Origin of the sequence: Pseudoxanthomonas sp. z9, from assembly GCF_006542425.1 — a bacterium.
GTDB lineage: Bacteria > Pseudomonadota > Gammaproteobacteria > Xanthomonadales > Xanthomonadaceae > Pseudoxanthomonas_A.
In genome coordinates, this window is the sequence record NZ_VFID01000007.1 from 751,214 (window position 1) to 776,732 (window position 25,519).

Sequence of the window (25,519 nt, forward strand, 5' to 3'; positions counted from 1 at the left end):
TACGGCTCCGGATCACGCCCCGGCCGACAACCAAAAATCATGATGGGAGAGACACCATGAATCACCGTAAATCGCTACTCGCCGTCGCCGTCGCGACGGGCCTCGCGGTCTCCATGCACGCCCAGGCGCAGGATGCGGCCACCCAGCAACAGGCCCAGCCGGCCGCGCAGCAGCAGGCCACCGATCTAGACACCGTGATCGTCACCGGCATCCGCGGCTCGATGGAAAAGTCGCTGGACACCAAGCGCGAGGCCAATTCCCGCGTGGAAGTGGTCACGGCCGAAGACGTCGGCAAGCTGCCGGCCCACAACGTGGCCGACACCCTGCAGCGCCTGCCGGGCGTGAACATCAGTTCGTCCTCCTCCGATGAAGGCGGCTTCGACGAGGCCGACCGCGTCAGCCTGCGCGGCACCAGCCCCAGCCTGACCCAGACCCTGATCAACGGCCACACGGTCGGCTCGGCCGACTGGTTCGTGCTCAGCCAGGGCAACAACGTCGGCCGCAGCGTCAGCTACACCCTGCTGCCCTCCGAACTGGTCAGCTCGGTGGAAGTGCACAAGTCCTCGCAGGCCAAGCTGCCCGACGGCGGCACCACCGGCTCGGTCAACATCATCACCCGCAAGCCGCTGCAGTTCGCCGACAAGATCACCGCCGAAGCCTCGCTGGGCGTGGTCAACGCGGAACAGGCCGATTCCACCGACCCGCAGATCTCCGGCCTGTTCAACTACAAGAACGACGCCGGCACCTTCGGCGTGATGGTTCAGGCATTCAGCCAGAAGCGCGAACTGCGCCGCGAAGCGCAGGAAGTCCCGGGCGGCTTCTTCCAGATCTCGGCCACCGATCCGGCGGGCATCAGCAATCCGGATCTGGTCGGCGTCTGGGCGCCCGGCCTGCTCGGCTCGACCCTGTTCGAACAGACCCGCGAGCGCAAGGGCGGCCTGATCGAATTGCAGTTCAAGCCCAACGACGACCTGACCTTGGGCCTGAGCGGTTTCCGCTCGGACATGGACGCCAACAACTACAACCGCAACTTCATGATGTGGGGCGGCAATTTCGCCCGCGCGTGGGCTCCGGATCCCGGCTACGTGGTCAAGGACGGCGTGCTGACCAACGCCACCTACACCGGCCAGGCCGGGCAGAACTACGCGGTGTACGACATGATCTACCGCGAGGCGTCGGCCAAGAGCGAATACGTCACCTTCGACATCGACTGGCAGATCAACGACAACCTGAGCTCCAAATTCCAGGTCGGCACCACCAGCGGCGAAGGCTCCACGCCGCGCCAGTTCATCGCCGAACTGAACATGGCCAATGGCGGCGGCGCCAGCTGGACCAGCCATGGCGCCGGCTCGCCGGTGGACTGGAACGTGGGCGGCGATCTGAGCCCCGCCAGCGCGACGTGGGGCGGCACCTGGGGTAACCAGGAGGTCACCGCGAAGGATGATGAAGACTGGTTCACCGCCGACTTCACCCATTACTTCAATGGCGGTGTGCTCTCCTCGCTCGACTTCGGTGCGCGTTACGCCGACCACACCCGCGAGGCGCTGTCGCCGGAAGGCGCCAGCCCCGGGGCAGGTATCTGGGACGCATTGCAGAATGGCGCTACCGCGCCGTATCCGGGCGGCTTCGCCAGCAGCATCGGCGGCAGCTTCCCGCGCAACCTGTGGTACTTCACGCCCGGTGCGCTGAAGGACGCGATCATCAACAACTCGACGTGGCTGTACAACAACGATGGTCCGACCGGTCGCCACAACTACGGCGCCGAGTGGAAGGTGGAGGAGAAGAACCTCGCCGCCTATATCCAGGCCAACTTCGTCGGCGACAACTGGAGCGGCAACATCGGCCTGCGCTACGTCAACGTCGACCAGGACATCAGTTCCTACCAGGCCGTCGCCAACGCGGCCAATGCCGATGTCTCCAGCCTGTTCGGCCAGTGGATCCGCAAGTTCACCAACAACAAGCACAGCCGTGTCCTGCCCAGCGCGAACATCAAGTTCGACATGGGCGAGAACCTGGTGTTCCGCTTCGCCGCCTCGCAGACGCAGACCCTGCCCGACTTCTCCGCGCTGGGTGCTTCGTCCTGGGGCTCGGATCTGAACCGCACCGGTGGCGGCGGCAATCCGAACCTGGATCCGGTGGTCTCCACCAACTTCGATGCCAACATCGAGTGGTACTTCATGCCGCGCGGCCTGCTGTCCGTCGGCGCCTACTCGATGAACATGAAGGACTACGTCGCCTTCGGCACCGAAAAGCAGATGCTGTTCAGCGAACTGACCAACCAGCTCGAGGAATACCTGGTGTCCGTGCCGGTCAACTCCGACGGCAAGGTCACCGGCGTGGAAGTGGCCTACGAGCAGCCGATCGGTGACAACTTCGGCGTGGTCGCCAACTACACCTACGCCAATGGCAGCACCTCGCACACCTGGGCCGACGGCAGCGACAACCTGCTGGGCACCTCGAAGAATACCTACAACGTGGGTGCCTACTTCGAGAACGAAACCTTCGGCGCACGCGTCAGCTACACCCGCCGTTCCTCGTTCCTGATCGGCCTGTCCGGCGCCAATCCGTACTACCAGGATGACTTCGGCACCCTGTCGGCGGCGCTGAGCTACAAGTTCAACGACCACCTGAGCTTCTCGCTGGATGCGCTGAACCTCAACGACCCGACCATCAAGTACTACCAGAGCGCGGCGATCCCGACCTCGTTCTACAGCAATGGCCGCCAGTACTACTTCAATGTCCGCCTGAAGTTCTGATCGCGACAATCTGACAGAGCGCTCCCTCTGCAGGGCCTGGATTCGTCCAGGCCCTTTTTTTTGCTCGCCATTCCGGACTACGGGCGACGGAAAGCCGGCCGGGCCTCGATTGGCCCTGACACACCCGGTTCGAGATCGCCTGCGGAACCACTCAAGACGCGACCTGCGATGTGCGGGGCACGCGCTCCAATCCCCGGGCATGGCGGCAGTCCGCACCGACGGGCGATGACGACCGCGCGGACTGAAGACGGCGGCACCGTGGCCCCATCCAGCCGATGCGAATACACCCTGCGTATTCGTCGGCGGATAGCCGCGCAGCCGCCGCGCGGCCGCGCTGTACGCGAAGCACCAATCCCGCGCATGTCGAGCGTGCTGGCGATTCGCGTGGACAAAGGCGCTTCCACCGGGCCGGCAGGAATGCGCTGTTGATGGACCCGACGACCTTGAAAGACGTACCCCACCTTCCCTGTTGCATGCCGGCACCTGGCGCGGTTTCAACAGCCCGCACCTCGTGCCGAATCGCACCGGTCAACCTGCGGGACGGGACATACCGACCGATGCCATCGATTCACCGGCGGCACCGCGCCTGGGACGCCCTGTCTTCATACGCGCCACTTGGAAGGGGCGGCTGCTTCCGAGTGGCTCACAGAGGATTTCGTGCCAGATAATTTTTTACAAGCAAGCGCGCAGAAACGACAATTTCCGGGGATTCATAGGGGCATTTCCGGACACATCAGTGCAGGAAGTAACAAAAACCCAGTTAAATCAACCATTTTCTTGGTGCGGCGCAGCACATATTTTGTGAAAATTTTTTGCAATTTGCTTGACAACGTTGTCAGCGCTCTCCCACACTCGGCTTCGAAGGGAGCCTGAGGGGGCTCCCGTCTGCGGGACATGTGGGGAGACGTGTGGCTGCCATCACCAATCCAGCGCCCAAGGCGGAAACGCGACTGCGGGAACAGTCCATGTCCCCGGCCACCGCGATGACCTGCGTCCCCGTCCGCGCGGGCGTGATGCGTACCACCAACGCCTTTTTCCGGCCGGCCATCGCCATGGGTGGCCGGATCTCCGCCCGCGAAGCACCGCAACGCAAACCGTTTGAACGCATTCCCGCGACGCTGGCCGTGCAGGGGCAACGGGACGTCGCCGACGCCCTCTGTTGGCAGCCCGGCCGGATCGCACCTCGGTAAGACAACGGCGAGTTGCCCGCCGTGGGAGTCAGGCAACCGCACGACCCGTCAGCAAGACGGGCCGATCACAAAAAATCATGATGGGAGAGACAGCATGAGCCACCGCAAGACCGCACTATCCGCCGCAATCGTGATGTGCCTGAGCATCAGCGCGCACGCGCAGGATGCCGCCCCGGCGCAGGCCGCCGCCGACACCGGCGAAGCCGTCGAACTGGACAAGGTCGTCGTCACCGGCATCCGTGCCAGCCTGCAGAAGTCGCTGGAAACCAAGCGCAACGCCGATGCCATTGTCGACGTGATCACCGCCGAGGACGTCGGCAAGTTCCCCGCCACCAACGTGGCCGAGGCGATGACGATCATTCCCGGCGTGGCGATCGACCGCGCGTTCGGCCAAGGCGAGAAGGTCAGCATCCTCGGCACGGATCCCGCGCTCAACCGCACCCTGCTCAACGGCCAGTCGGTCGCGTCCGGCGACTGGAACATGTCCGAATTCCCGACCCGCACCTTCAACTACTCGCTGCTGGCACCGCAGCTGGTGGGCAAGGTGGAGGTGTTCAAGTCGCCGGAAGCGCGCCTGGAGGAAGGCTCGATCGGCGGCACCGTGATGGTCAGCACCCGCAAGCCGCTGGATCTCGATCGCGACATCGTGATCGCCGGCCAGGTCGGCTTCAACCGCAATGATCGCGTCGAGCATACCGATCCTTCGGCCTCGCTGCTGTTCGGCTGGAAGAACAAGGCCGACAATTTCGGCGTGATCGTGTCCGTGCAGAAGGATGACGAGAACATCCGCCGCGATGGCATCGAGTCCTACAACATCGTCCGCGCCAGCGCCTACCGGCCCTCGATCGCCAACGGCAACTGCACCGGCACCTGCGCCGACACCATCAACGCGAACCCCAATGCGATCGGCCCGAACTCGACCGCCGCGCATTTCTTCGAGCAGGAGCGCCAGCGCAAGACCTACACATTGAGCGTGCAGGCGCGTCCGGTCGAGCAGCTGGACATCGAGTTCAACGCCTTCAAGATCGATGCCAGCTACGATCACATGGCGCAGCCGATGTTCCTCAACCAGGGCAATGCCGGCAACAGCCTGGACAAGCTGACCGACCTGACCATCGAGAACGGCGTCATCACCCGCGGCACCATGCGCAACGGCCTGGCGATTTTCGACATCCAGAACCGCCGCGCCACCACCAAGTCCAAGACCTACGATCTGAAAGCCACCTGGAACGACGAGCGCTGGTTCGCCAGCACCCAGCTCGGTTCGACCAAGGCCGACGCCGGCCCAAAGCAGGTATTCGGCGAATTCCTGTCGCGCGTGGACTACAGCTGGGACATCTCCGGGTCGCCAAGCCGCCCCGGCAGCGTGACCTTCCACGGCGCCAACCCGTTCAATACGCCTGAACTGTTCACCATCCAGGGCTGGGGCGGCAACGTGGTCGAGAAGCCGACGGTCGACAAGGAAAAGTATGGTCAGCTGGATTTCGGCATCAAGCTCAACTCGCCAATCTACCTGCTGCGTTTCGGCTACAAGCAGCGCGATCACCACACCAGCCAGATCCAACGTGGTGTCGGCCTCAATACAGCGCTTTCGCCGAGTGCGGCCATGTTCAACCCGCGCAAGCTTCCCGGCAACTTCCTGAGTGGTTTCAGCGGCTATGGCGCGCTGAAGGACCGCTTCACCATCGATGGCTGGGCACTCTACGACTGGGCGATGAGCGGCGCCTGGCTGCCCGCCGGTTCACCGATGCCCGAACTCTCCCCCTTCAGTTCCAACGAGTTCGCCCGCAATACCTGGTCCATCGACGAGGACACCCAGGCCGCGTACGTGCAGGCCGATTTCAGCTTCGACCGCCTGCGCGGCAACATCGGCGTGCGCTATGTCCGTACCGAAGTGACCTCGGGCGCCTTCGAGTGCAATACGGGCAACGCGAACTGCGTCGTCAACCTGGCGCCGGAGCAATATGCCAGCGCCTACACCGCGGTGAGTCGCAAGAACAAGTTCAACAACGTCCTGCCCAACCTGAACCTGATCTACGACCTCAACGACGAGATGGTCCTGCGCTTCTCGGCGGCCAAGACCATGGCCCGTCCCAACTACACCGATCTGTCGAGCTACATCTGGCTGTCGGATCAGAGCCTGACCGGCGGCGGCGGCAATCCGGATCTGGATCCATACAAGTCGACCAACCTCGACCTCTCCGCCGAATGGTACTTCGCGGAGAACGCGATTCTGGCGGCGTCGGTGTTCTACCGCGACATCGAGGACTACGTCCTTCAGGTCACCAAGCCGGAAGTCCACTACAACCAGAACCTCGACCGCATGGACACCTTCCTGGTCGCGCGCCCGCAGAACGCGGGCAACGCCAAGGTGAAGGGCGTTGGCCTGGCCTATCAGCAGGATATCGGCGCCGGTTTCGGCATCCTGGCCAACTACACGTTCTCCGACGGCGAGGCCGACGGCGGCCGCCCGCTGCCGTTCAACTCCGAGCACCAGTTCAACATCAGTCCGTACTTCGAACGCGGCGACTGGTCGGCGCGCGTGACCTACGGCTGGCGTGACAAGTACTTCACCCGCGCGATCGGCGGCGTGGACACCTGGACCAAGGAATACGCCTCGCTCGACGCCTCGGTGGGCTATCGGGTCAACGAGTCGCTGTCGCTGCAGATCAATGGCATGAATCTGCTGGACGAAACCTACCATAGCTACATCGGCACGGAAAAGCTGACCAACGGCGCCTACAAGACCGGCAGGCGCTTCCTGCTGACGATGCGCTACGACTTCTGATGATTTGCACTTTCTGCCTTTGACAGCTATTTGTCTCTCCACGGGCTCAATCCTGATTGAGCCCGATTTTTTTGGGGGAATGGACATTCATTCCCGACGAGGAACGAATCGACGATGAGTACCAAGATGATTCACCGGGCCGGCCTGCTCGCGGGTCTTCTCGCAGTCGCATTGCCCGCCATGGCGCAGGGACCGGTGACGGCCACGCCGGGTCTGTCGCTGATCCCCCTGCCCGCGCGGGTCGATGCCGGGGAGGGCAACTATCCGCTTGGCGCCAGGACGATGCTGCACGCGCAGGACGACACTGCCCGTATCGTGGCCCGGCAGTTCGCGGCGATGCTGGCGGCGAGCGGCCTGCGTGCGCCCGAACTCATGCCGGCAGGCGCGGCCGCCAGCGGCGGCATCCGCTTCGCCATCACCACCGATTTGCCGGGCGACTCTCCGGAACGCTATCGCCTGTCCGTGAACCAGGACGGCGCGACGATCCTGGCCGCAGACGCACGTGGTCTGTTCTATGGCGCGGTCACCCTGTGGCAGCTGGCCAGCCAGGGCGATGGCAAGTCGATACCTGCCGTCGACATCCAGGACGCCCCCCGCTTCCCCTGGCGCGGCTTCATGCTCGACTCCGCGCGGCATTTCCAGTCGCTCGACGAGATCAAGCAGATCCTCGACACCATGGCGCTGCACAAGCTCAACACCTTCCACTGGCACCTGACCGACGACCAGGGCTGGCGCATCGAGATAAAGAAGTATCCGAAACTGACCGAGGTCGGCGGCTGCCGGGTCGCGGCAGGCGACGCGGGGGTCGGCGCGGATGGCCAGCCGAAACCCTATTGCGGCTTCTACACCCAGGACCAGATCCGCGAGATCGTGAAGTACGCGGCGGACCGCCACATCACCGTGCTGCCGGAAATCGATGTGCCCGGCCACGCGCAGGCCGCCATCGCCGCCTATCCGGAGCTCGGCGTACTCGGATCCACTCCACCGGTCTCCAACCAGTGGGGCGTGCACAGCTATCTGTTCAATACCGAGGAAAGCACAATCACTTTCCTGGAGGATGTGCTGACCGAGGTGATCGCGCTGTTCCCCGGGCGCTACGTGCACGTCGGTGCGGACGAGGCGGTTAAGATCCAGTGGGAGAACTCGGCGCGCACGCAGGCACGCATCCGCGAACTCGGCCTGAAGAACGAGTTCGAGATGCAGAGCCACATCATCAAGCGGCTGGAGAAATTCCTGGAAGCCCACGATCGCCGCCTGATCGGCTGGGACGAAATCCTCGAAGGCGGCCTGCCGCCGGAAGCCACGGTGATGTCCTGGCGCGGCACCGAAGGCGGGCTGGAAGCCGCCACCCAGGGCCACGACGTGGTGATGACGCCCAAGTCGCACCTGTACCTGGACTACCACCAGACCACCTCGCCGAACGAGCCACCAGGCCGACCGACCCAAGTGCCGCTGGACAAGGTCTACGGTTTCGAGCCGGTGCCGGAAGCGCTCGCGCCGGCGCTGCGCCACCACATCCTCGGCCTGCAGGCCAACGTGTGGACCGAACACACCCGCTACTACGCGCGCCTGCAGCATCATCTGTATCCGCGCCTGGCCGCCCTGGCCGAAGTGGGCTGGACGCCGGCGGCACGCAAGGACTACGACGACTTCCTCAAGCGTCTGCCCACGCAGTTGCAGCGCTACCGGTCACTCGGCATCGCCTACGCGCAGACGCCGTTCGAGGTGGTGGTCACCGCGCAGGAACAGCGCGCGGCCGGCCAGGCGCAGGTCACGCTGGCCAATCCGCTGGGCTATGAGATCCGCTACACCGTGGATGGCAGCACGCCTGCCTCGACCTCAGCGCGCTACACGCAACCGTTCGTGGTGACGCCGCCCGCGCAGGTACGCGCCGCCGCCTTCTTCGACGGCAAGCCGCTGGCCGATGCAACCGGACAGTTGGTGGATCGCGACTGGCTGCTGCGCCGGACCAGTGACGCGCTGACCACCTGTCCGGAAGGCGGCCGCCTGCTGCTGCGGCTGGAGGATGACGGCCCGCGCGACGGCGCGCGCGCGATGTTCAACGTCACCATCTTCAATCCATGCTGGCAATGGCCGCAGGCGGATCTGGCCGGCATCGCGAAACTGCAGGTGCGCGCCGGGCGCATTCCGTACTACTTCCAGCTGGCGCACGACGAGGTCAACCGCAAGTTCGAGCCGGCGCATTCGGCGCATGGCGAACTGCTGGTCCGCGCCGGCAGTTGCAAGGCCGAGCCGTTCGCCACGGTGCCGCTGCCGGCCCGGCCCGGCGCCGATGGCTTCGTGACGCTGGATGCGGCACTGCCGGCCGGAATGAGCGGCAAGCAGGACCTGTGCCTGGTGTTCACCGGCGACACGCGCCCGGAGATGTGGGTACTGGACGAGGTACGACTGGTACCGCGCTGACACGGCGGGCGGGCTCGCCATGCGTTGGTGAGGGAACCCTCCGCCCCTCACCCCGCCCCCGTTCGCTACGCGGACGGGGGTTTTCCTGTCCGTGCCGGACTTCCGCCTAGGCCGGCTTGCGGACCCTGCCCTCAAGCCGCAGCAACAGGTCCCGCAGCGGTGTCAACGCGGTGGACAGGCCAAGCAGCACGCCGACGGTGTTGGCGATGGCGTCGAAGGGATCGCGCATGCGATCGGTGGTGTAGGCGCCCTGGGCGAATTCCACGCCGATGCCTACCATCACCAGCAGGAGTCCGCCCAGCATCCAGCTGCCGCGGCCGCGAAACAACTGCACCGCGCCGGCCGCCAGCAGGAAATAGGCCAAGCCGTGCTCCAGCTTGTCGGTGCCCGAGGGCAGGTCCGGGAACGGCGGCGGCGGCCCCAGCGACAGCGCGACCACGGTCGCGATGGCCAGCAGCCACAGGCACAGCCACAGCCGGGGATGGCGGAACGGTTTGAGCAGGGTCATTTCACAGGCGCCAGGTCAGGTCGTTGGCAAGGAAGGCCGGGCCGAACTCGACATCGCGCGCGAATCCCATCACCTGGAACCGCTCGCCCATCTCGCTGGGCAAGGTCAATTTCTTCGCCTCGTTGCGGAAACGCAGTTTGGCGACGTCATCGGCCCTTTCCTCGATCTCCTGCAGGCGCTCGGGCAGGCCGTTGCCGAGCAGGAAACCGGCCTGGTCGCTGTAACCGGCCAGTTCGAAGCCGGCCTGGGTGCCGGCCTCGGCCAGCGCGGTGAAGTCCACCGACGCAGTCAGGTCCTGCAGGCCCGGCCACAGATAGGGATCGGCGTGCATGTGCTGGCGGTAGAACGCGCGCAGGGTACCCTGGTCGCGATCCGGCAGGTAGTACTCGCGGCGCGGATAGCCGTAGTCGACGAACAGCATCGCGCCGGTCCGCAGTCCGCCCATCACCGCCTGGATCCAGTAAGGCAATTGCGGCAGCAACTCGGAGCGGTAGCCGTCGGGAAAGGGCTGTTCGAGATAGCGCTCGACGTGGCGGACCGCGGCCGCCAGCAACGCGTCGGCGGGACGGTCGGTGCGGATGAAGCGCTCGTCTTCGCCCAGCGCCACGTATTCCTCGAACACCTCGCCATCGCGCAGGGTGAAACGCGGCGTCGGCAACGCGTCGATCACCTCGTTGGCGAACAGCACGCCGTTCCAGGCTTCGCCCGGCGGCCCATCCAGCCATTCGACCAGCGCGAACACCGGCGGAATCAGACGTTGTGAAAGGCGCTCGCGCTGGCGTTCACGCAGGTCGGCGCTGGGTTCCAGGATGGCGTAACGCGCCGGCAGCGCATCCAGTTCCAGCAGGCGCTTGAGCATTACCTCGGCGAAGGCGCCGCTGCCGCCGCCCAGTTCGAGAAACTCGGCGTCCGGCCCCAGCGCCTGCAGCACCGGCGCGACCGCGCTGGCGACGCAGGCGGCGAACAGCGGCCCCAGCTCGGGCGCCGTGACGAAGTCACCGGCGCCGCCGAACTTGGCGCTGCCGGCGCTGTAGTAGCCCAGGCCGGGTGCGTACAGGCAACGCTCCATGAAGCGCGAAAACGGCAGGAAGCCGCCATTGGCGCGGATTTCCTCGCGCAGCAGGGCCGCCAACCGCTCGCTGTGGGCAAGCGCGTCGGCGTCGGGCGGTGGCAATTCGCTGCGCATGATCGTTCCTGGGGTGGTGCGGATCGGCATTGTACGCGCGCGCCACGCGCGGACGCGGCACAATGCCGGCAGACGATTCGCCCGGGAGCCCACGCATGGACACGCAACGCAAAGTCGCCCTGATCACCGGCAGCGCCAAGCGGGTGGGCGCGGCCATCGCGCGCGGGCTACACGCCGACGGTTACGATCTGGCCCTGCACTACCGGCATTCCGGCGAGGCGATGCAGGCGCTGGCGGGCGAACTGGAGGCCGCGCGCCCCGGCAGCGTGCTCACCCTGCACGCGGATCTGGCCGAGTTCGATCGGCTGCCGGAACTGATCGCTCGCGCGGTCGGCCATTTCGGACGGCTGGACGCCCTGATCAACAACGCCTCGGCCTACTACGCCACGCCGATCGGCCAGGCCACGCCACAACAGTGGGACGAGTTGTTCGCCTCCAACGCGCGCGCGCCGTTCTTCCTCTCGCAGGCGGCGGCGCCGCACCTGAAGGCCAGTCGCGGCGCGATCGTCAGCATCGCCGACATCTACGCCGAACGCCCGCTGGGCGGACACACGGTCTACTGCATGGCCAAGGCCGCGCTGGTGATGATGACCAAGTCGCTGGCCCGCGAACTCGGGTCGGAAGTGCGGGTGAACGCGGTAGCGCCGGGCAACGTGCTGTGGTCGGAGAATCCGGTCAAGGCGGAAACCCTGGAGCTGGTGCATGCACGCACCGCACTCAAACGCCAGGGGGCGCCGGACGACATCGTCTCGGCGGTGCGCTGGCTGCTGGGCGGCAACGGCTACATCACCGGGCAGGTGCTGGCCATCGACGGCGGGCGCTCGCTGTTCATCTGATCGGGGCGACCTGCCCGGCAAGATCCACGAACACGGGATGTTCGAGCTTGGCCGGGTTTTCCCAGCGCATCTCGCCATCTGCCGCGTATTCGCGCGCCAGATCCAGATCGATGGCGCACGCGGCATCGCCCGGATGCCGTCCCAGCTCGATTTCCAGCGACTTCAGCCTCGCGTTGAACGCGGCCCGCTCCAGCGGGGTTTCCAGCAGCATCGCCTGGTTGGCGTAACGGTGCGGATCCCCGGCCACCACGCTGGCGCCGCTCACCACCGGCGACAGCGCCAGGATCCTGCCCTCGCCGGCCAATGCCGCGCACGCGCGCGCCAATTGCGCTTCGCCATCGGTTCCGCTGCCCAGGATCAGCAGGTAGCGATGCGCGCTCATGCCGAAGGCGTGGTCCGCTCGTCCGCCTGCTTCAATGCGGCGGTCGCCATCAACGCGGCGGTGATGCCCGCGTCGGAGGATTCCTGGAACACCCGCAGTCCGAACTCCGGCAGGATCGCCAGCAGGTGATCGAAGATGTCCGACTGGATGTTCTCGTAGACGCCCCAGCGGATGTCGCGGGTAAAACAGTAGATTTCCAGCGGCAGGCCGGTGGACTCGGGCTGCTGCTGGCGCACCAGCAGGGTCATGTCCTGGTGGATGCCGGGATGGTTGCGCAGGTAGTTCTCCACGTAGGCGCGGAACGTACCGAGGTTGGTCACCCGTCGCGCGTTCACAGGATGGATGCCGCGCTGTTCCAGATCGGTGTTCCAGGCGGAGATTTCCCGGCCTTTCTCGTTGAGATAGCGATCCAGCACGGTGAAGCCGTGCATGCGGCCGAGTTCCTCGTCGGTGAGGAAGCGCACGCTGTGCTGGTCCAGGTACAGCGCGCGCTTGATCCGGCGTCCACCGGCGTCGCTCATGCCGCGCCAGTTCTTGAATGAATCGTTGATCAGCTTCTTGGTCGGGACGTTGGTGATGGTCTTGTCCCAGTTCTGCACCTTCACCGTGTGCAGGGCGATATCGATCACTTCGCCATCCGCGTTGAGCTGCGGCATCTCGATCCAGTCACCCACCCGCACCATGTCGTTGGAACTAATCTGCAGGCTGGCGACGAGCGACAGGATGGTGTCCTGGAACACCAGGATCAGCACCGCCATCATCGCGCCCAGCCCCGACAACAGGATCAGCGGCGAGCGGTCGATCAGCGTCGCCACCATCAGTACCGCCGCGAGCGTGAACACCACGATTTTCAGCAGCTGCAGGTAGCCCTTGATCGGCTTGTTGTGGGCATCCGGACGGCGCTGGTAGATCTGGTTGACCAGATCCATCGCGCCGGAGAAGGCCAGCGCCAGGGTCAGGATGATGAAGGCGGTGCAGACGTTGCGGACCACCGTGACCAGGTGTTCCGGCAGATCCGGCACCGCCACCACGCCGGCCGAGAGCACGATGGCCGGGATGACGTTGGCCAGGCGTGGAATCACCCGCAGGCGGATCTCGTGCGGTTCGCCCAGAGGCAGCGAGTTGATCATCCGCCGCAGTCCGCGCAGCAGGACGCGCTTGGTCACCCAGTTGGCCAGCCAGGCGGCCAGCACCAGCGCGCAGATGGTCAGCGTGGTGTAGGCCCAGGGATAGGGTTCCAGCCAGGCGCGCAGTTGTTCCAGCCGCTGGTTCATGCCGGTCCCACCGAACCACGCTCGATGATCACGCCCACGCCCGCGGCATTGGCCACCGCGCCGGGCTTGGTCAGGCGCAGGCGCAGCCAGGCCACTCCGAATTCGTCGATCACCAGCGCGGCGCAGCGTTCGGCCAGGGTTTCGACCAGGCCGAATTCGGAGGCCTGGATGAAGGCGGTGAGGCGGCGGCTGATCGCGTCGTAGTCGAGCGTGTCGGCGACGTCGTCGCTGGCGGCGGGCTTGCGGTTGTCGAACCCGAGTTCGAGATCCAGGCGCAGGGTCTGGCGGATGCGCCGCTCCCAGTCGTAGATGCCGATCACCGCGTCGGCCTGCAGGCCGTCGATGAAAACCTTGTCCATGTGCAGCGGAAATCGAGAATGCGGAACCGGCATGGTACCCGCCCGTGGCCGAACCTTCCCTGTGCCGCACTTATTCCCGGGCTATCTCCGCCGGTTCCATCGCCACCACCGGCGACAGTGTCGCCATGTCCCAGCGCGGCGTCACCTTCACTTCCGCGCTCTCGTGCTGGCCGGCTTCCAGTCGCAGCGCGCCGGCGAAGGCGATCATGGCACCATTGTCGGTGCACAGATCCAGTCGCGGGAAACACACCCGCCCACCCGCGCGCCGCGCGGCCATCTCCTGCAAGCGCGCGCGCAGGCGCTTGTTGGCCCCCACGCCGCCAGCGACGATCAATGTGTCGCAACCGGCCTCATCGAGCGCGCGCCCGCACTTGATCGCCAGCGTGTCGACCACCGCATCCTCGAAACCACGTGCGATGTCGGCCTTGGTCTGCGGCTGCTGATCGCTGTCGCGCCAGGCCAGCAGCACCTGCGTCTTCAGGCCCGAGAAACTGAAATCCAGGCCGGGCCGGTCGGTCATCGGGCGGGCGAACCGGAACCGTCCGGGCGTGCCCTCCTCGGCCAACCGCGCCAGTTGGGGACCGCCGGGATACGGCAGGCCCATCAGCTTGGCGGTCTTGTCGAAGGCCTCGCCGGCCGCGTCGTCCAGGGTCTCGCCCAGCAGCCGGTAGCGGCCGATGGCGTCCACCGCCACCAGTTGGGTATGTCCACCGGACACCAGCAGGGCCACGAACGGCGGTTCCGGCGGGTCATGCTCGATCAACGGGGCCAGCAGGTGGCCTTCCATGTGATGCACCGCCACCGCCGGCAGGTCCAGTGCCCAGGCCAGCGCCCGCGCCACGCCGGCGCCCACCAGCAGGGCACCCACCAGCCCGGGACCCGCGGTATAGGCGACTCCATCCAGATCGCGGGTGTCCAGACCGGCCTCGGCCAGGGTCTGGCGGATCAGGGGCAGCAGCTTGCGGACGTGATCGCGGCTGGCCAGCTCGGGCACCACCCCGCCATACTCCGCGTGCAGGGCGATCTGGCTGTAGACCGCATGGGCCAGCAGGCCGTCCGCCCCGGCCCGGCCGGTGTCGTAGACCGCCACGCCGGTCTCGTCGCAGCTGGTTTCGATGCCTAGGACCTTCATGGGCGCTATGTTGCACTTTTCCGCGGGCCGCCGCTATAATGCGCGGCTCACCCGGTATGCCCGGGTCGTTTCCATCAACGAGATTACGTATGCCCAGCGTCAAAGTCCGCGAAAACGAGCCGTTTGAGTTTGCGCTCCGTCGCTTCAAGCGCACCTGCGAGAAGGCCGGCGTGCTGGCTGAAACCCGCAAGCGCGAGTTCTACGAGAAGCCGACCCAGGAACGCAAGCGCAAGGCCGCTGCCGCGGTGAAGCGCCAGCTGCGTCGCTCCTCGCGCGACGTCACCAAGCGCCAGCGCCTGTACTGAGCGACGGCGTTTCGCCAGAAGCCGGCACGCGCGAGCGTGGCCGGCTTTTTGCGTTTCTGGATCCCCCGTATTCCCCATCCCACTTCCTGCCCCCGGCAGGCACCGGAGAACTCCCATGCCCCTGAAGCAACAGCTCACCGACGACATGAAGGCCGCCATGAAGGGCGGCGACAAGGACACCCTGGGCGTCATCCGCCTGGTCAACGCCGCGATCAAGCAGCGCGAGGTGGACGAGCGCATCGAACTGGATGACGCCGCCGTGCTCGCCGTGCTGGAGAAGATGGTCAAGCAGCGCAAGGACTCGGTGAACCAGTACGAGGCCGCCGGCCGCGAGGACCTGGCCGCGGTCGAGCGCGCGGAAATCGTCGTCATCGAGCGCTACCTGCCCGCCAAGCTGGGCGAGGCCGAGATCCTGGCCGCCATCGACGCGGCCATCGCCGAAACCGGCGCCAGCGGCCCGGCCGACATGGGCAAGCTGATGGGCGTGCTCAAGCCGCGCCTGGCCGGCCAGGCCGACATGGGCCAGGTCTCGGCGCTGGTGAAGAAGAAGTTCGCGGGCTGAGCCCGCTTCGCCAGGCGGATGCCGGACGCGGCGCCCTGCGTGCCGCCGCCCAGTATCCTCGTTCCCTCGTCCCCGCCGAGCGAGTCCACACCGCGATGTCCCAGACCCCCACCCTGCGCGCGGCCGTTCGCGACGACATCCCGCACATCCTGGCGTTCATCGGCGAACTCGCCGAATACGAACGACTGGCGCATGAAGCGGTCGCCACCGAAGCGCAGCTGGCCGAACACCTGTTCGGCCCGCGCCCGGCCGCCGAGGTCGTGATCGCCGAAGTCGACGGCGAACCGGCTGGCTTCGCCCTGTTCTTCACCAGTTTCTCGACCTTCGTCGGCCTGCCCGGCCTGTACCTGGAAGATCTGTTCGTGCGGCCCCGGTTCCGTGGGCTCGGCGTGGGCAAGCGCCTGATGATCGATCTCGCGCGGCGGGCGGTGGAACGCGGCTACGGCCGCTTCGAATGGTCGGTGCTGGACTGGAACGAACCGGCCATCCGCTTCTATCGCAGCCTCGGTGCGCTCGGCCAGGACGAATGGACCGTGCAACGCGTGAGCGGCGAGGCCCTGCAGCGGCTGGCGGCGACCCCGGCGGATTGAGCACGGCGCTTCGGCTCTCACGGCGCGACGACACTGGCCTGTCATGCTGCCCCGGTGTCTGGACGAACGCCGAATCCGATGCGGGGCCTGCGCGATCAGCTGCTGCTCTTCCTGAAGCGGTTCCACGGCAGCCTGCCGGTCGCGCTGGCGCGGCGATTCATCGAAATCGACGTGATGGCGCAGGCGGCATCGTTGGCGTTCTATGCGCTGTTGTCGCTGGCACCGTTGCTGGTGCTGCTGCTGTGGCTGACCACCGCGCTGTATCCCAGCGCGCAGGAGGCGCTGTTGCGGCAGATTGGCGATCTGGCCGGCCGTGACGCCGCCGACATCGCCACCACCGTCCTGCGCAACGCGCGCAACCGCCCCAGTGTCGGCTCGCTGGCCGGAGGCTGGAGCACGGTGCTGCTGTTCATCGGCGCCACCGCCGTGTTCGGCCAGTTGCAGCAGGCGCTGAACCTGATCTTCCGCACCGACGCCCAGCGCCTGGAAGGCCCGTGGGCATGGCTGCGCAAGCGGATCTTCTCGTTCGGCGTGGTGCTCGCGCTGGGTTTCCTGCTGCTGGTGTCGATGACGCTCAATACCCTGCTGCAGGTGCTGTTCGCGCGCGTGCCATCGCTGCTGCCCGCGCTCGGCGACCTGGCCTCGCTTGCGCTGTACGTGTTCGCCTTCGCGCTGCTCTACCACTACCTGCCGGATCGGCGGGTGGCGTGGCGACGCGCCTTTCTCGGCGGCGCGCTCACCTCGGTGCTGTTCATCGCCGGCCGCTGGGCGATTGGCCTGTATCTCGCGCAGGCGGCGCCCGGCAGCGCCTACGGCTCGATGGGCACGCTGGTCATCCTGCTGGTCTGGATGTACTACGCCACGGTGGTGTTCCTGGTGGGCGCCCTGCTGACCGCGCTGATCGACGAACGGCTGGCCCGGCGCCGGCAGGCAGGCGCCCACCGGGCGTCCTGACGTCACCGGCCGGGCGTGGAATACTACACAGTCCATGGCCCGCATCCCCGACGCCTTCATCGACGAACTGCTCGCCCGGACGGATATCGTCGAGGTGATCAGCACGCGCGTGCCGCTGAAGCGGCAGGGCAAGGAGTACTCGGCCTGCTGCCCGTTCCACGACGAGCGCTCGCCCTCGTTCACGGTCTCGCCGACCAAGCAGTTCTACCACTGCTTCGGCTGCGGCGCGCACGGCACCGCGCTGTCGTTCCTGATGAATTACGACCGCCTGGAGTTCCTCGACGCGGTCGAGGAACTGGCCCGGCGCAACGGCATGGAAGTGCCGCGCGAAACCCAGCAGCGCAACCAGGACAACGACACCCGTGATCTGTTCGGCGCGCTGGAAGCGGCCGCGCGCTTCTTCCAGCGCCAGCTGGAAGGCAGCGACAAGGCGCGCGCCTACCTGGACGGACGCGGCGTGGACGCGGCCACCCGCGCGCAGTTCGCCATCGGCTACGCGCCGGACGGCTTCTCCGCGCTGAAGGACGCGCTCGGCACCGACGAGCGGCGGATGAAGCTGCTGGACCGCGCCGGCCTGTTCTCCAAGAACGATCGCGGCCACACCTACGACAAGTTCCGGGATCGGGTGATGTTCCCGATCTACGACCGCCGCGGGCGGGTCATCGCCTTCGGTGGCCGCGTATTGCAGAAGGACGACGGTCCCAAGTACCTCAATTCGCCGGAGACCGCGCTGTTCCACAAGGGCCGTGAACTGTACGGCCTGTGGCAGGTCCGCCAGGCCAACCAGAAGATCACGCGGCTGATCGTGGTCGAGGGCTACATGGACGTGGTCTCGCTGTTCCAGTTCGGGGTCAAGCAAGCGGTCGCCACGCTCGGCACCGCGACCACGCCGGATCATGCCGAACTGCTGTTCCGCAACGCCCCGGACGTGTACTTCTGTTTCGATGGCGATGCCGCCGGCCAGCGCGCCGCGTGGCGCGCGCTGGAATCCGTGCTGCCGCGCATGAAGGACGGCCGCCAGGCATTCTTCCTGTTCCTGCCCGATGGCGAGGATCCGGACACCATCGTGCGCCAGGAAGGCGCCGCCGCGTTCGACGCGCGTCTGCAGCAGGCGATGCCGCTGTCGGAATTCTTCTTCCAGGAACTGGGCAAGGATATCCGCCTGTCCACCCTGGACGGCAAGGCGCGCCTGGCCGAGCGCGCGCGTCCGCTGCTCGCGCAGATTCCGGACGGCGCTTTCGGCGATCTGATGCGGCAGCGGCTGGGCGAGATCACCGGCGTCGGCGCCGCCACCGCGTCCGCGCCACCGCCCGCCAAACCCGTTCCGCGCGCCGCCGCGCATCGTTCCTCCGGCAACAAACCCAGCCTGGTGCGCAGCGCCATCGTCTGCCTGCTGCACAAGCCGTCGCTGGCATTGGCGCTGCAACCGCCGCATGCGTTCGCCGGCCTGCGCCTGCCCGGCGTCGAACTGCTGCTGGAACTGCTGGACATCGTGCACGCGCGCCCGGACATCACCACCGGCGTGTTGCTGGAACATTTCGCCGAGCGCGAGGAACTGCCCGCGCTGCAGAAGCTGGCGATGCAGGAGCTGCCCGGCGACGAGACCATCTGGCAGGCAGAGCTGCTGGACGCCGCGCACCAGATGGAAAGGCAATTGCTGCAGCAACGTATCGACGAACTTCAGGTGAAACAGCGCAACATCGGCCTGGACGAAGCCGACAAATACGAATTGCGCGCCCTGCTGCAGGCGCGCGTGGCCCGCTGAACGAGGAGATTCCCATGAAACGTGGATCCCGCCGTACCGCCGCATCGTTCCGTCACCTGCTGGGAAGCGCCCTGCTGCTGTTCGCGCTTCAGGCCCAGGCTGGCGACTTCACCCAGCCACGCCCGGGCCTGCATACCGGTGGCCAGCCCACCGCCGATCAGCTCGCCGATTTTTCCAGGCAGGGCGTGCGCACCGTCATCGATCTGCGCGCTCCGGGCGAGGATCGCGGCTTCGACGAAGCCGCGGCCGCCGAACAGAACGGCATGCGCTACGAGCGCCTGCCCATCGCCGGCGCCGACGACCTCACCGCCGCCAACGCCGCGGCACTGAAGAAACTGCTGCAGGAAGGTGGCGACAACGTGCTGTTGCACTGCGCGTCCGGCAACCGGGTCGGTGCCTTGCTGGCGCTGATGGCCAAACAGGAAGAAGGCGCCAGCAACGAGAAGGCGCTGGAACTGGGGCGCCAGGCTGGCCTGAAATCACTCGCGCCGGTGGTCGAGCAGAAGCTGCAGGCACCGTAAGCATTCACGGGACGACCGGACGCGCTCCGGTCGTTCCCGCACCGTGGCCAACCTCCGACACTGGCTGGGGTGACGGAACGTGGTTAACCTCGGGCTCTTACATCCCGGGGAGAACCTTCGCATGACCCGTCATCCCGGCAGATGCCTGCCGTTGCTGCTGGCCGCGCTCGCGCTTCCGGCGCTGGCCCAGACCACCGCGACGCCCTCCCAGGCGCAGGCACGCGAACAAATCGGCACTCGCACCACCGAATACGTGCCGGCGATTCCCGCCGAACTGACCGAGCGCCTCAACCGCTACCAGAACACGCGCGGCGCCGGCTTCGCCGGCTGGACCCGCGAAGGCTGCGTGCTGATCACCACCCGTTTCGCCGAGACGAACCAGGCCCATCGCGTCTGCCAGCCGATGGGCATGCGCGAGCAGCTGACCTTCTACCGCGAGCCCATCAACAGCGTCGGCACCGCGCCGGCGAAGTCCGGTCGCGATGGCTTCGTGTTCGGCAAGGACGTGGGCGGCAACGAGTTCTGGCAGTTGCACTGGTTCGACCTGGCGACCCGCGAAAGCACCCTGCTCACCGACGGCAAGGCACGCAACCAGGGGCCCCTGTTCTCGCATGACGGCAAACAACTTGCATGGAGCAGCACCGCCCGCAACGGCAAGGACACCGACGTCTGGGTGATGGATCTCGCCACCCGCAAGGCGCGCACGGTGGTCACCGAAGGCGGCCAATGGAGTGCGATGGATTTCTCGCCGGATGGCAGGACGCTGCTGGTGAACCAATATGTATCGGTCAATGAAACGCATCCGGGCAAGGTGGATCTGGCCAGCGGCAAGCTCACCCTTTTCCCGATCGAGGGTGGCAAGGCGGCGTCCGGCGGATTCCGCTACGCGGGCGATGGCCGCGGGGTGTTCTACGTCTCCGACGAGAACCTCGAAGGCAAGCCGCAGGAGTTCAGCACCCTGCGGTACCACAATCCCGCCACCGGCGAATTCAAGGTGGTCAGCGCGGACATTCCCTGGGACGTGGATCAGCTGGACGTTTCCGACGACGGCCGCCATGTCGCCTACGTGAGCAACGAGGACGGCATCGATCGCCTGCATGTGTTCGCCTGGCCGTCGTTCCAGCCGGTCACATTGCCGGAACTGCCCATCGGCATCATCGGACGCATGGGCTTCTCGCCCGACGGCGGCAAACTGGCGTTGACCCTCAACACCGCCACCTCGCCCAGCGATGTCTACGTGATCGATCTGGCGGCGGCGAAGCTGGCCCGCTGGACGCGGAGCGAAGTCGGCGGACTGGATGCCGGCGGCTTCGTCGCGCCCACGCTGGTGCGCTATCCCACCTTCGATCAGGTGGATGGCAAGCCGCGCACCATCCCGGCGTTCTACTACAAGCCGGCCAAGCCGGCGAAGAATGGTCGCCATCCGGTGCTGATCGACATCCACGGGGGCCCGGAAGGACAATCGCTGCCGGCCTTCAATGCCATCATCCAGTACCTGGTCAACGAGATGGGCATCGCCGTGCTGGTGCCCAACGTGCGTGGGTCCACCGGCTACGGCAAGACCTACGTGCAACTGGACAACGGTTTCAAGCGCGAGGACTCGGTCAAGGACATCGGCGCGCTGCTGGACTGGATTGGCCAGCAGCCGGAACTGGATGCCAGGCGCGTGGGCGTTTACGGCGGCAGCTATGGCGGCTACATGGTGCTGGCATCGCTGATGCACTACAGCGACCGCATCCGCGCCGGCATCGACGTGGTCGGCATTTCCCACTTCGGCACGTTCCTGAAGAACACGGAAAGCTACCGCCGCGATCTGCGCCGGGCCGAATACGGCGACGAACGTGATCCGGCGATGGCCGAGCATTTCGAGAAGATCTCCCCGCTCAACCACGCCAACCGCATCACCTCGCCGCTGTTCGTCGCACAGGGGCGCAATGACCCGCGCGTGCCCTATACCGAGGCCGAGCAGATCGTGAAGGCGGTACGCGGCAATGGCCAGCCGGTCTGGTACCTGGAATTCTCGGACGAAGGCCACGGCTTCCAGAAGAAATCCAACAGCGACTACTTCAGTGCCGCCTCGATGCTGTTCTGGCAGCGCCACCTGCTGGAGTGACGCACCCGCCACGCGTCCGGAAAACGGAAAGGCCCGCTCGCGCGGGCCTTTCTTCATTGCGGCGGACGCGCACCGCGACTACAGCCAGTGGTCCACCAGCAGGAAGGCGAACAGCGCCATCAGGTAGACGATGGAGTAGTTGAACATCCGCATCGCGAAGAACTCGTCCGGCGGATCCAGCAGGCGCCACGCGTACCACAGGAACACCAGCCCCAGCACCAGCGCGCCGCCCAGATAGAACAGGCCGCTCATGCCGAACACCACCGGCAACACGGTCACCTCCACCAGCAGCACCGTGTAGAACAGGATCTGCCAGCGCGTATAGGTGACGCCGTGGGTGACCGGCAGCATCGGCACCAGCGCGCGCGCGTAGTCCTCGCGGCGGAAGATGGCCAGCGCCCAGAAATGCGGCGGCGTCCACACGAAGATGATCAGCACCAGCAGCAGCGCATGCGCCCAGTCCCACTCGCCGCGCATGCCGGTCATGGTGGCCCAGCCCAGCAACGGCGGCGCGGCGCCGGCGATACCGCCGATGACGATGTTCTGCGGCGTCGCCCGCTTCAGGAACACGGTGTAGATCACCGCGTAGCCGATCAGCGAGGCGAAGGTCAGGATGGCGGTGATGACGTTGACCCACAGCACCAGGATCGCCATCGACAGTGCCGCCAGGCACAGCGCGAACACCAGCGCCTGCCACGGCTTGACCTGCCCCACCACCAGCGGACGCCAGGACGTGCGTGCCATCTTGGCGTCGATGCGGGTGTCGAGCAGCTGGTTGATCGCCGCCGCGCTGGACGCCGCCAGCCAGATGCCGAGGAAGCCCAGCGCGCCACGGCGCAGCTGATCCAGATCCGGCAGGCCGTCGATGGCCAGGAACATGCCCACGATCGCGGTGAACACGATCAGCGCAACCACGCGCGGCTTGGTCAGGTCCCAGTACTGGCGCAATGCGATGTTCATTCGGGCTTGCGCAGGCGCGCGATCAGCGAGACCAGGGTGAACAGCAGCAGCACCGCGCCGGCGTTGTGCGCGACCGCGACGTGCAGCGGCAGGTTCAGCTTGACGTTGAGGATGCCGAGGGTGAACTGGGCAATGATCAGCAGCACCAGCAGGGTGGCCCAGCCACGCATGCCCGGCGTGCGGAACAGGCGTGCGCCCAGGCCCAGCACGTACAGCGCGACGATGACCGCCATGATCCGGTGGGTCATCTGGATGGCGATGCGCGATGCGCCATCGAGTACGCCGCCTTCATAATCCACGCCGATGCCGCGCCACAGGACGAAGCCTTCGCTGAAGTCGGCCGGCGGCCACCAGCGTCCCACGCACTTGGGGAAATCCAGGCCGCAGGCAACCGCGGCGTAGTTGGCGCTCACCCAGCCGCCCAGCGCGATCTGGATGCCCAGCAGCACCAGCCCGCCGATCACCCAGCGGCGCAGCGACACCGCATCGGCCAGCTTGATGGGCTGATCGGTGGCGCGCCAGGCCATCCACAGCAGCAGTGCGAACGTGGTCAGGCCACCGAGCAGGTGTCCCATCACCACGATCGGCTTGAGCAGCCAGGTCACCGTCCACATGCCCAGCAGCGCCTGGAAGATGATCACCGCCAGGGTCAGCACGCTGACCCGCGCCAGATCCAGGTTCGACCAGCGCAGCGCGGCGAACAGCAGGATCGCCTCGCCGATGATCGCCAGCACCGATGCGGCGACGTGTTCGCCATGCATGTACAGCGGGATCGCGGTGGCGACGAAGGCCGAGGCCAGCAGGATGGTGGCGATGCCGAAGCGGCGTCGGCGCGCGGCCAGCAGTGACAGGATCAGCACCAGCATGCCCAGGGTCGCGGCGATGTGGCGGTGGACCTGTTCGCGCCAGGCCTTGTGCGTTTCGAACGGACGGATCGCGCTGGCCGCGTGATCCACGACTTCATGCGAGCTCTGCGGCCAGCTGGCGCGGCCATAGCAGGTCGGCCAGTCCGGGCAGCTCAGGCCGGCATTGGACAGGCGCACGAAGGCGCCGAAGATGATCACGCACAGCGCCAGGCCGACGGCCAGCCAGGCGATGCGATGGAAATGGCGATACAGCACGGGTCGGGCGACGGCATTCATCTCGGGCGCACCCTCAAATCAGTTTCAGCAGTTTCGCGACGTCCTTGTACAGGCCGCCGGCGTCGAAGCCGGGCGGATAGCGCAGGATCACGAAACCATGGGGATCGATGACATAGACGGGCACGCCCTTGGGATCCTGCAGGCGCGGCAATGCCGCCAGCAGTTCCGGCGAAGCCTGCAACTGGCGGCGTGCTTCGGTCACCGGCGCTCCCGCCGGCAGCGGGCCGATCCAGAGAATCTCCACCTTGTCGGCGTTGTGCCCGAACAGGCGCCAGACCTTGTCCAGGTCCTGCGCCAGCTTCAGGCAGTCGGCGGCGCAATCGGCTGGCGGCGCCACCACGATGCGCCAGATCCGTTCACCCGGCTGCCAGGCGTAGGGCTGGCCATCGGCCAGGCGAGGCACGATCTGGCGGGCGTCGGACGGCGGCTGCAGCATTTCGCCGTTGTTCTTGTGGCCGGCGGGCTGCCAGCCGGCGAAGCGCAGGACACCGGCACCGAACACGGTGCCGAAGAACAGGGCAAACAGCGCGACCAGCATCCAGCGTCCGCGGGCGCGGCCGGCATCAGGGGGCATCGAAGTCATCCGGCTATTTTCTCATGCACGGCGGCTCAGCGCTCCTGCTGTCGGCGGCGGCCACGACGACTCACCACCAGCGCGGTGATCAGCACCGCCAGCGCCAGCCCGAACCATTGCACCGCATAGCCCAGGTGGCGCTCGGGCGGCAGCGTGTTGGGCAGGATGTCGAGATCGCGCGCGTAGCCCAGCGGCAACGCGGGATCGGGGCGGAACACGCGTGGCGCCAGCGTCGGCAACGCCAGATCCCGCGCCAGGGTGCGCAGGTCCAGAGCGGTCACCAGCAGGTTCCCGTCCGGCTGGCGCGTGCCCACTGCCTTGACCAGGCCGGCGGAGGGCGGCGGCGCAAGCAGGCCGCCCAGCGCCTGCTCGCCTTGAGGCAGGGCGATTGCGGGCAGTGTCCGGTCGCCAGGCAACGGCAACCAGCCCAGTTCCACCAGCACCGGTGGCGCGTCCTCCGCCTGGAACACCCGATAGGCGCGGATGCCGGCGCGTCCGCCGTGGTTCTGGTTGTCCAGCAGCACGGCGGGGCCCGGCAGGAAACGGCCATGACCGGCGGTCCAGGCGTATTCGGCCTCGCGTCCGGGCTGGCCGGCCTGGGCCAGCGGAACCGGCTTGCGCTCGGCCAGGATCCGGTGCGAAGCGGCCAGCATGGCTTCCTTCTGCTTGGCCCGTCCCAGCTGCCAGGTCCCCAGGCCGCAGAACAGCGCGATGACGACCAGCGCCAGCGTCCAGCCGACCGCCAGCGGCATCCGGCGGCGGCTCACGCGCGATTTCCCATCGGCTGCAATAATGTGTTCATGCCCGCTGCACGCCCTTCGAGGCACCCATGAATGATTCGTTGAAAACCCTGCTGGTCGTCGCGTTCCTGATCCTCATCATCTGGAACCTCGGCGCCGGGCTGTATTACCTGCTTGTGGACAAGGGCCAGAGCAAACGCACCGTCAACGCCCTGACCCGCCGCATCGGCCTGTCCGTGGCCCTCATCCTGCTGGTCATCCTCGCGATCTACATGGGATGGATCAAGCCGCATGGGGTGGGAGCCTGAAGACGGGAATGGTGAATGGGGAATCGGGAATGGCGTGATCCCGGCACATGCCCCTCTCGAACGACAAAGGCGACGGCAATGCCGTCGCCTTTGTTTTTGAATCGGTCTCCAACCTGGAGCACGCGGCTTTTGCCGTTTCGACTCCCGATT

The 25,519-nt window shown here is 66.5% G+C and carries 23 protein-coding genes; 13 read left to right on the forward strand and 10 right to left on the reverse strand.

All coding sequences use genetic code 11. The features are described 5' to 3' along the window. The first annotated feature begins 56 nt into the window (after positions 1–56). From FG323_RS10540 to FG323_RS10555, 4 genes are all read left to right on the forward strand, one after another. Positions 57–2,756, forward strand: coding sequence for a TonB-dependent receptor (locus FG323_RS10540; RefSeq protein ID WP_141454487.1), 2,700 nt, complete (start codon positions 57–59; stop codon positions 2,754–2,756). Between the two features lie 965 nt (positions 2,757–3,721). After that, on the forward strand, positions 3,722–3,946 hold the full coding sequence (locus FG323_RS10545) for a hypothetical protein (protein WP_141454488.1): 225 nt from the start codon (positions 3,722–3,724) through the stop codon (positions 3,944–3,946). Between the two features lie 94 nt (positions 3,947–4,040). Further along, complete coding sequence (locus FG323_RS10550; RefSeq protein ID WP_141454489.1) at positions 4,041–6,734, forward strand: TonB-dependent receptor; 2,694 nt, start codon at positions 4,041–4,043, stop codon at positions 6,732–6,734. Positions 6,735–6,848: 114 nt separating this feature from the next. After that, positions 6,849–9,158, forward strand: coding sequence for a family 20 glycosylhydrolase (locus FG323_RS10555; protein WP_141454490.1), 2,310 nt, complete (start codon positions 6,849–6,851; stop codon positions 9,156–9,158). 106 nt (positions 9,159–9,264) lie between these two features. On the opposite strand, the gene FG323_RS10560 is transcribed toward FG323_RS10555, so the two are convergent. Beyond that, entirely contained in the window at positions 9,265–9,666 is a 402-nt protein-coding gene (locus FG323_RS10560; protein ID WP_141454491.1) for a VanZ family protein, read from the reverse strand. A 1-nt stretch (position 9,667) separates the two neighbouring features. Continuing rightward, positions 9,668–10,852 (reverse strand): SAM-dependent methyltransferase, encoded by a 1,185-nt coding sequence (locus FG323_RS10565; protein ID WP_141454492.1) that lies wholly within the window; start codon positions 10,850–10,852, stop codon positions 9,668–9,670. A gap of 95 nt (positions 10,853–10,947) precedes the next feature. Between FG323_RS10565 and FG323_RS10570 the strand changes: the two genes are divergently transcribed. Continuing rightward, positions 10,948–11,688 carry a pteridine reductase gene (locus tag FG323_RS10570; protein ID WP_141454493.1) on the forward strand — a complete coding sequence of 247 codons (741 nt, stop codon included), beginning with the start codon at positions 10,948–10,950 and terminating at the stop codon, positions 11,686–11,688. On the opposite strand, the gene FG323_RS10575 is transcribed toward FG323_RS10570, so the two are convergent. The 4 genes from FG323_RS10575 to tsaD all read right to left on the reverse strand — a co-directional run bounded on the left by FG323_RS10575 (position 11,681) and on the right by tsaD (position 14,835). Then, positions 11,681–12,070, reverse strand: a complete 390-nt coding sequence (locus FG323_RS10575) for a 2-amino-4-hydroxy-6-hydroxymethyldihydropteridine diphosphokinase (protein WP_141454494.1) — start codon at positions 12,068–12,070, stop codon at positions 11,681–11,683. The two genes, FG323_RS10570 and FG323_RS10575, sit on opposite strands and share 8 nt — an antisense overlap. Next, the gene (locus FG323_RS10580; RefSeq protein WP_141454495.1) at positions 12,067–13,344 is read right to left on the reverse strand and encodes a mechanosensitive ion channel domain-containing protein; all 1,278 of its coding nucleotides are present in this window, start codon (positions 13,342–13,344) and stop codon (positions 12,067–12,069) included. The genes FG323_RS10575 and FG323_RS10580 overlap by 4 nt, the downstream gene beginning before the upstream one ends. Further along, positions 13,341–13,703 (reverse strand): dihydroneopterin aldolase, encoded by a 363-nt coding sequence (gene folB / locus FG323_RS10585; RefSeq protein WP_141454496.1) that lies wholly within the window; start codon positions 13,701–13,703, stop codon positions 13,341–13,343. Before folB ends, FG323_RS10580 begins: the two co-directional genes overlap by 4 nt. 70 nt (positions 13,704–13,773) lie before the next feature. Then, entirely contained in the window at positions 13,774–14,835 is a 1,062-nt protein-coding gene (gene tsaD / locus FG323_RS10590; RefSeq protein WP_141454497.1) for a tRNA (adenosine(37)-N6)-threonylcarbamoyltransferase complex transferase subunit TsaD, read from the reverse strand. Between the two features lie 89 nt (positions 14,836–14,924). Here tsaD and rpsU point away from each other — a divergent pair, with 89 nt between their 5' ends. From rpsU to FG323_RS10625, 7 genes are all read left to right on the forward strand, one after another. Continuing rightward, the gene (gene rpsU, locus FG323_RS10595) at positions 14,925–15,140 is read left to right on the forward strand and encodes a 30S ribosomal protein S21 (RefSeq protein WP_002808376.1); all 216 of its coding nucleotides are present in this window, start codon (positions 14,925–14,927) and stop codon (positions 15,138–15,140) included. 115 nt (positions 15,141–15,255) lie between these two features. Then, positions 15,256–15,702 carry a GatB/YqeY domain-containing protein gene (locus tag FG323_RS10600; protein WP_141454498.1) on the forward strand — a complete coding sequence of 149 codons (447 nt, stop codon included), beginning with the start codon at positions 15,256–15,258 and terminating at the stop codon, positions 15,700–15,702. Positions 15,703–15,797: 95 nt separating this feature from the next. Beyond that, positions 15,798–16,292 (forward strand): GNAT family N-acetyltransferase, encoded by a 495-nt coding sequence (locus FG323_RS10605; RefSeq protein WP_141454499.1) that lies wholly within the window; start codon positions 15,798–15,800, stop codon positions 16,290–16,292. A gap of 78 nt (positions 16,293–16,370) precedes the next feature. Then, positions 16,371–17,246, forward strand: a complete 876-nt coding sequence (locus tag FG323_RS10610; RefSeq protein WP_141454500.1) for a YihY/virulence factor BrkB family protein — start codon at positions 16,371–16,373, stop codon at positions 17,244–17,246. Positions 17,247–17,280: 34 nt separating this feature from the next. Continuing rightward, positions 17,281–19,011 carry a DNA primase gene (gene dnaG, locus FG323_RS10615; protein ID WP_141454501.1) on the forward strand — a complete coding sequence of 577 codons (1,731 nt, stop codon included), beginning with the start codon at positions 17,281–17,283 and terminating at the stop codon, positions 19,009–19,011. A gap of 14 nt (positions 19,012–19,025) precedes the next feature. Beyond that, positions 19,026–19,532 carry a sulfur transferase domain-containing protein gene (locus FG323_RS10620; protein ID WP_141454502.1) on the forward strand — a complete coding sequence of 169 codons (507 nt, stop codon included), beginning with the start codon at positions 19,026–19,028 and terminating at the stop codon, positions 19,530–19,532. A gap of 121 nt (positions 19,533–19,653) precedes the next feature. Further along, complete coding sequence (locus FG323_RS10625) at positions 19,654–21,645, forward strand: alpha/beta fold hydrolase (protein WP_141454503.1); 1,992 nt, start codon at positions 19,654–19,656, stop codon at positions 21,643–21,645. Between the two features lie 78 nt (positions 21,646–21,723). Here the strand turns inward: FG323_RS10625 and cyoE are convergent, their stop codons facing one another. Genes cyoE through FG323_RS10645 form a run of 4 tightly spaced genes read right to left on the reverse strand, consistent with a single transcriptional unit; the run spans position 21,724 to position 25,073 of the window. After that, positions 21,724–22,605: a heme o synthase gene (gene cyoE / locus FG323_RS10630; protein ID WP_141454504.1), complete on the reverse strand. Its 882-nt coding sequence runs from the start codon at positions 22,603–22,605 to the stop codon at positions 21,724–21,726. Beyond that, positions 22,602–23,747, reverse strand: a complete 1,146-nt coding sequence (locus tag FG323_RS10635) for a COX15/CtaA family protein (RefSeq protein ID WP_141454505.1) — start codon at positions 23,745–23,747, stop codon at positions 22,602–22,604. The genes cyoE and FG323_RS10635 overlap by 4 nt, the downstream gene beginning before the upstream one ends. A gap of 13 nt (positions 23,748–23,760) precedes the next feature. Continuing rightward, positions 23,761–24,330 carry a hypothetical protein gene (locus tag FG323_RS10640; RefSeq protein WP_141454506.1) on the reverse strand — a complete coding sequence of 190 codons (570 nt, stop codon included), beginning with the start codon at positions 24,328–24,330 and terminating at the stop codon, positions 23,761–23,763. Between the two features lie 26 nt (positions 24,331–24,356). Beyond that, positions 24,357–25,073 carry an SURF1 family protein gene (locus tag FG323_RS10645; RefSeq protein ID WP_141454637.1) on the reverse strand — a complete coding sequence of 239 codons (717 nt, stop codon included), beginning with the start codon at positions 25,071–25,073 and terminating at the stop codon, positions 24,357–24,359. A gap of 77 nt (positions 25,074–25,150) precedes the next feature. Here FG323_RS10645 and FG323_RS10650 point away from each other — a divergent pair, with 77 nt between their 5' ends. Beyond that, positions 25,151–25,369, forward strand: coding sequence for a twin transmembrane helix small protein (locus FG323_RS10650; RefSeq protein WP_141454507.1), 219 nt, complete (start codon positions 25,151–25,153; stop codon positions 25,367–25,369). Positions 25,370–25,519: the final 150 nt, after the last annotated feature.

What these genes read in the sequence shown, in the direction of transcription:
- FG323_RS10610 (WP_141454500.1), top strand. Translation starts at nt 16,371, where the DNA reads ATGCGGGGCCTGCGCGATCAGCTGCTGCTCTTCCTGAAGCGGTTCCAC.
- folB (WP_141454496.1), bottom strand. Translation starts at nt 13,703, where the DNA reads ATGGACAAGGTTTTCATCGACGGCCTGCAGGCCGACGCGGTGATCGGC.
- FG323_RS10635 (WP_141454505.1), bottom strand. Translation starts at nt 23,747, where the DNA reads ATGAATGCCGTCGCCCGACCCGTGCTGTATCGCCATTTCCATCGCATC.
- FG323_RS10560 (WP_141454491.1), bottom strand. Translation starts at nt 9,666, where the DNA reads ATGACCCTGCTCAAACCGTTCCGCCATCCCCGGCTGTGGCTGTGCCTG.
- FG323_RS10570 (WP_141454493.1), top strand. Translation starts at nt 10,948, where the DNA reads ATGGACACGCAACGCAAAGTCGCCCTGATCACCGGCAGCGCCAAGCGG.
- FG323_RS10605 (WP_141454499.1), top strand. Translation starts at nt 15,798, where the DNA reads ATGTCCCAGACCCCCACCCTGCGCGCGGCCGTTCGCGACGACATCCCG.
- tsaD (WP_141454497.1), bottom strand. Translation starts at nt 14,835, where the DNA reads ATGAAGGTCCTAGGCATCGAAACCAGCTGCGACGAGACCGGCGTGGCG.
- FG323_RS10545 (WP_141454488.1), top strand. Translation starts at nt 3,722, where the DNA reads ATGTCCCCGGCCACCGCGATGACCTGCGTCCCCGTCCGCGCGGGCGTG.
- FG323_RS10580 (WP_141454495.1), bottom strand. Translation starts at nt 13,344, where the DNA reads ATGAACCAGCGGCTGGAACAACTGCGCGCCTGGCTGGAACCCTATCCC.
- FG323_RS10650 (WP_141454507.1), top strand. Translation starts at nt 25,151, where the DNA reads ATGAATGATTCGTTGAAAACCCTGCTGGTCGTCGCGTTCCTGATCCTC.
- cyoE (WP_141454504.1), bottom strand. Translation starts at nt 22,605, where the DNA reads ATGAACATCGCATTGCGCCAGTACTGGGACCTGACCAAGCCGCGCGTG.
- FG323_RS10640 (WP_141454506.1), bottom strand. Translation starts at nt 24,330, where the DNA reads ATGACTTCGATGCCCCCTGATGCCGGCCGCGCCCGCGGACGCTGGATG.
- FG323_RS10600 (WP_141454498.1), top strand. Translation starts at nt 15,256, where the DNA reads ATGCCCCTGAAGCAACAGCTCACCGACGACATGAAGGCCGCCATGAAG.
- FG323_RS10625 (WP_141454503.1), top strand. Translation starts at nt 19,654, where the DNA reads ATGACCCGTCATCCCGGCAGATGCCTGCCGTTGCTGCTGGCCGCGCTC.
- FG323_RS10540 (WP_141454487.1), top strand. Translation starts at nt 57, where the DNA reads ATGAATCACCGTAAATCGCTACTCGCCGTCGCCGTCGCGACGGGCCTC.
- rpsU (WP_002808376.1), top strand. Translation starts at nt 14,925, where the DNA reads ATGCCCAGCGTCAAAGTCCGCGAAAACGAGCCGTTTGAGTTTGCGCTC.
- FG323_RS10550 (WP_141454489.1), top strand. Translation starts at nt 4,041, where the DNA reads ATGAGCCACCGCAAGACCGCACTATCCGCCGCAATCGTGATGTGCCTG.
- FG323_RS10645 (WP_141454637.1), bottom strand. Translation starts at nt 25,073, where the DNA reads ATGCCGCTGGCGGTCGGCTGGACGCTGGCGCTGGTCGTCATCGCGCTG.
- FG323_RS10575 (WP_141454494.1), bottom strand. Translation starts at nt 12,070, where the DNA reads ATGAGCGCGCATCGCTACCTGCTGATCCTGGGCAGCGGAACCGATGGC.
- dnaG (WP_141454501.1), top strand. Translation starts at nt 17,281, where the DNA reads ATGGCCCGCATCCCCGACGCCTTCATCGACGAACTGCTCGCCCGGACG.
- FG323_RS10620 (WP_141454502.1), top strand. Translation starts at nt 19,026, where the DNA reads ATGAAACGTGGATCCCGCCGTACCGCCGCATCGTTCCGTCACCTGCTG.
- FG323_RS10565 (WP_141454492.1), bottom strand. Translation starts at nt 10,852, where the DNA reads ATGCGCAGCGAATTGCCACCGCCCGACGCCGACGCGCTTGCCCACAGC.
- FG323_RS10555 (WP_141454490.1), top strand. Translation starts at nt 6,849, where the DNA reads ATGAGTACCAAGATGATTCACCGGGCCGGCCTGCTCGCGGGTCTTCTC.